This window comes from Peribacillus sp. NPDC058002, from assembly GCF_042886655.1.
GTDB classification, from domain to species: Bacteria; Bacillota; Bacilli; order Bacillales; family DSM-1321; genus Peribacillus; species Peribacillus aracenensis.
Window position 1 is genome coordinate 1 of record NZ_JBHVQU010000268.1, and the last position, 4564, is coordinate 4564.

At 42.0% G+C, this 4564-nt stretch carries 4 protein-coding genes; all 4 read right to left on the minus strand.

Going from position 1 to position 4564, the window contains the following annotated elements; genetic code table 11:
- A partial coding sequence (locus ACFVSH_RS23240) for an acyl-CoA dehydrogenase family protein (RefSeq protein ID WP_387708062.1) occupies window positions 1–630 on the minus strand: 630 nt, incomplete at its 3' end.
- 26 nt (window positions 631–656) lie between these two features.
- A complete protein-coding gene (locus ACFVSH_RS23245) occupies window positions 657–1808 on the minus strand; it encodes an acyl-CoA dehydrogenase family protein (RefSeq protein WP_387708063.1) in 1152 nt (383 codons plus the stop codon).
- 38 nt (window positions 1809–1846) lie between these two features.
- Window positions 1847–3448, minus strand: a complete 1602-nt coding sequence (locus ACFVSH_RS23250) for a long-chain-fatty-acid--CoA ligase (RefSeq protein WP_387708065.1) — start codon at window positions 3446–3448, stop codon at window positions 1847–1849.
- Between the two features lie 334 nt (window positions 3449–3782).
- The coding region (locus tag ACFVSH_RS23255) for a DNA gyrase C-terminal beta-propeller domain-containing protein (RefSeq protein WP_387708066.1) at window positions 3783–4564 on the minus strand (782 nt) is incomplete at its 5' end.

The window sequence follows — 4564 nt, forward strand, 5'->3', positions numbered from 1 at the left end:
CCATTCTCCCATCGTATTGATATACTCTGATCTCCAGCCCATATCACGGTCTACAATGAAACAGGTTACCCCTTCCGTTCCGGTTGCTTGATGACGTTCTTTGTCGGTTATAGCAATGACCATGACAAAATCGGCATCATTTCCTCCGGTAATGAAAGTTTTTTCACCGTTAAGCACCCATTCATTCCCTTCTTTTACTGCCGTCATTTTAATATTTCGCGTATCGGACCCAGCCCCCGGCTCCGTCATGGCAAAACAGGACTTTTTCTCACCGTTAATCGTAGGGATCAGATATTTCTGTTTCTGTTCTTCATTTGCATAATAAAGTATGTTATCAGCCGAACCTCCAAAGCTGAATGGTACAAATGTTTTTGATACTTCCATCAAGACAATTGCCATCATAAGCTGCCCTAGGTCTGCACCGCCATATTCCTCCGGGGTATTGATGCCCCAAAACCCAGCATTTTTTGCTTTTTCCTGTAAATCTTTCAATGTCCCCTCTGGTAAACTAGGTTTTCCTGCCATTTCATTGCGAAGCACTTCATTTTCCAAGGGAATCAATTCATTTTCCACGAACTTGCGTATTGTTTTTTGCACCATTTTTTGTTCATCCGATAGTCGTAAATCCATCTTAACCCCTCCGCTTTCCAATTAGATTAGTTTTGATATTTTCTCTTCAATTGTCCGGTGATGATATTTTTTTGGATTTCGGATGTGCCTTCATATATTCTAGTGATTCGGGCATCCCGATAGAAACGTTCAATCGGATAATCCTTCATGTATCCCATCCCGCCATGAATCTGAACGGCCTTATCAGCGACACGATTATATACTTCCGAACCATACAACTTAAGCATTGCCGCTTCTTTAATGATTTTTTCTTGCTGATCGACCATCCATGCAACCCGGTATGTGAAGGAGCGAAGTGCCTCTATTTCCATTGCCATCTCGGCAATCATGTGGGATACGGCCTGATGATCAATGATCGGGACATTGAATTGTTCACGTTCTGTGGCATATTTAGTAGATAGGTCGAGCAGGTATTGGCAGGACCCCAAATTACGGGCCGCAAGGCCTGCGCGGCCATTCGCAAGGATTTTCAATGCATTTACATACCCTTGGCCAACGTCCCCAAGTACATTTTCGGCAGGAACCTCGCAATCTTCAAAAACCAATTCGGCCGAATGTGAGCCTCGAAGACCCATCTTCCTTTCCAGGCTGCCAACTCTAAAACCCGGAAAATCCTTTTCTACTATGAATGAGGTGATTCCTTTCGCCCCTTTATCTTTGTCCGTTACAGCCATAACTGTAAAAATATCAGCTACATCTGCATTCGTTATATAATGCTTGGTCCCATTTAGAATATATTTATCACCATTTTTGACAGCCGTCATTTTGAGATTCGTTGCATGGGACCCAGCTGCAGGCTCAGTTAAAGCAAATGCGCCAATTCTATTACCGCTTGCCATATCTGGTAGATACTTTTCCTTTTGCATTGCATTGCCCATTTCAACTATCCCCACCGTCCCTATACCGGTATGGGCCCCTATCAGAGTGGTATATCCATTATGGGTTTTGCCGATTTCCTCATATAAAGCACATTTTCCCACCATCCCGATTCCGAGCCCGCCATACCTTTCCGGGATACTAAGTCCGAATAGACCGATTTCCTTCGATAAATTTATTATGGATTCCGGGATATGATCTTCATCCTCTATCTGCATGGAAAATGGATCGATTTGCTCTTCTATAAACTGGCGTATATTTTCTTTTAATAGCAAGATGTCTTCATCTAAGCGAAAGTCCATTTGCATTCCCCTTTATCTGCGAATTATTGTTAACGCTTTCATATTTTATCCGAATAAGCGACATGTTTTTCTTGAAGTTTGCGTTTTAAGATTTTACCGACCGCCGTCTTCGGAAGTTCTCTTTCAAATGTGATTGCTTTTGGGACTTTAAAGGCAGCGAGCTGCTTTCGGCAATAATCCTTCAATTCGTTTTCAGTTATTCTTTCATTTGGTTTTAGAACTACCGCAGCTTGTACCGTTTCACCGCGATATTGATCGGGAACGCCAAAGACGGCAGCTTCCAGAATCTTAGGATGGCTGTATAGTATATCTTCAATTTCAATTGGGTAAATATTGAAACCGCCAGCGATGATCATTTCTTTCTTCCGTCCCACAATGTAAAAGAAGCCATCTTCATCCATCTTGGCAATATCACCGGTATGCAGCCATCCGTTTTGAATCGTCTGCCGCGTCTCTTCCGGCATGCCCCAATAGCCTTTCATTACCTGTGGGCCCTTTATGACCAATTCACCTGGTGTATCAACCAAAAGGGCAGGCTCCCCTGTAATACTGTCAACGATGGCGGCATCGGTATTTTGTATAGGAATCCCGATACTTCCGGATTTTTGCAGGCCGCTAACTGGATTCCGGTGCGTGACTGGTGACGCCTCAGACAGGCCATAGCCCTCTGCAATCTTTGTTCCACTCAATTCGTTGAATCTTGACAGTACATTCAATGGCAATGGTGACGAACCCGAAACGCAAGATCTCAATGTATCCAAATTAAATGGATGGGACTGGTAATATTGTAATAACGCAATATACATCGTCGGTACCCCTGGAAAAATAGTCGGTTTAAGATTATTGATGATATCGACGATCTCCGTCACCTGAAACCGTGATACAAGAATTAATTCCCCTCCATTATAAAACGTCAGGTTCATTCCTGAAGTCATGCCGTAAACATGAAATAATGGGGAAACGCCAAGTACCCTTTCCTTCCCCTTTTGAGTATTGATTCTTGAAGTGGCTGCACTCTGCAGCGTATTGGCAACAATATTACGATGGGTTAGCATCGCCCCTTTAGAACGCCCTGTCGTTCCTCCTGTATATTGGAGAACGGCGACATCTTCGGCAGGTTCAATCTCCACAGTGAAATCCGCCTCTGTTACAGATAGTAGCTTTTCTGTCATTTCACATTTGCCCATTTCCAGAGACACGCTCAGCACCTTTTCAACATCGGTTTCAGCTATAATGGCTTCAACTATTGGCAATAAATCGTCGAGGACAATGATGTGCCTTGCACCTGAATCTTTCAGGACATGTATTAATTCGTTCGCCTTATACATTGGATTGACTTGGACAACAATGGCTCCAATCAAAAGGGTTCCAAAAAAACCAATTGGATATTGGGGACAATTGGGAAGCATAAGAGCCACACGATCTCCCTTTCCAACACCCTCATCAGCAAGCACGCGTGCACATCTTTTCACTAACTTCCCCAACTCTGAATATGTATACCTCTGCTCCATGTACGTAACCGCTGTTTTATTCGAATATTGTTCGACTGATTGATAAAATAGTTCTGTCAAAGACATTTCAGGAATATCAATCTCAATTGGATTTCCTTGCGGGATATGCTTTTTCCAAGGTCTATCCATTGGTCCTCCCCTTTCTTCATTCAAAAAATAAAGAAGTCATACTAAACAATATGCAAGGAGTGTGCCAAAAATAAATCGTTATGTTTCATGGGTTCTATGAATGGTAAAATTCAAAATTGAATTATTTGCTGTCCTCTTAATAATATTCGGTTCATAATACTAGAATTTAAATTTGACTCAATAAGTCATTTTTGAATTGATTGATTAACTTCGTAAAAGAAATCAACTTGTAGTGCGGGGCAGGTGCGGATTATTTTCTGGAAGGATATGACTAGTCATTTAAAGGAAAATAAACGGGATGCTGATAAGATCAGCATCCCGTTCAAAAAATGATTCACTGCTCTATGGCGGAGTCATCTTCCAATGATATTTTCCATAATTCTTTCGCTTTCCCACTAACCGTTTCATCAAAAACAAATGACCCATTCGTATACCGATCATGATTTTTTAATGAAGCGGCATGAATCGTTTCAATGGTTCCCTTTTCAGACAGAATGAATAGACTGTCGGTTTTGTTAATGATATCGAAACCAATGACCCTATGAGGATTCGATTTCAATTCCCTCAAGACCACGACACCGCGTTTTGCCCGGCTCGTTTTTTCAAACTCGGTTAATTTCATTTTCTTTATGGCCCCGCGCTGTGTAACGATAAAGATCGATTCTTTACTATCCTTGGCCAAAACCTTTCCGCCAATGACATAATCATCTTCTTTCAAATTAATCCCTTTGACTCCCGCCGCCCGGACACCGACAACACTTACTTCTTCTTCATCAAACCATAAACCGTATCCGTTATGAGTAACTAGGAAAAGGTCAGCCTGGCCATCGGTATGGTGGACATCTACCAGTTCATCGTCACCTTTTAAATTGACACCAACCAGCGGTTTTGAATGACGCTGGGCTTTATAAGAAGCTAATTCTGTCTTTTTCACCATACCATTTTTCGTAATGAACACTAAGAATTCCGGCATGGTAAAATCTTTGATTGGAATAGCTTTTATGATTTGTTCTTCCCTGTCGATTGGAATGATGTTCGCGATATGCTGACCGGTTTCCTTCCAGCGAATATCAGGAAGCTGATGAACTGGACAGTATAGGTAGTTCCCTTTGGATG

What these genes read in the sequence shown, in the direction of transcription:
- ACFVSH_RS23250 (WP_387708065.1), bottom strand. Translation starts at nt 3,448, where the DNA reads ATGGATAGACCTTGGAAAAAGCATATCCCGCAAGGAAATCCAATTGAG.
- ACFVSH_RS23245 (WP_387708063.1), bottom strand. Translation starts at nt 1,808, where the DNA reads ATGGACTTTCGCTTAGATGAAGACATCTTGCTATTAAAAGAAAATATA.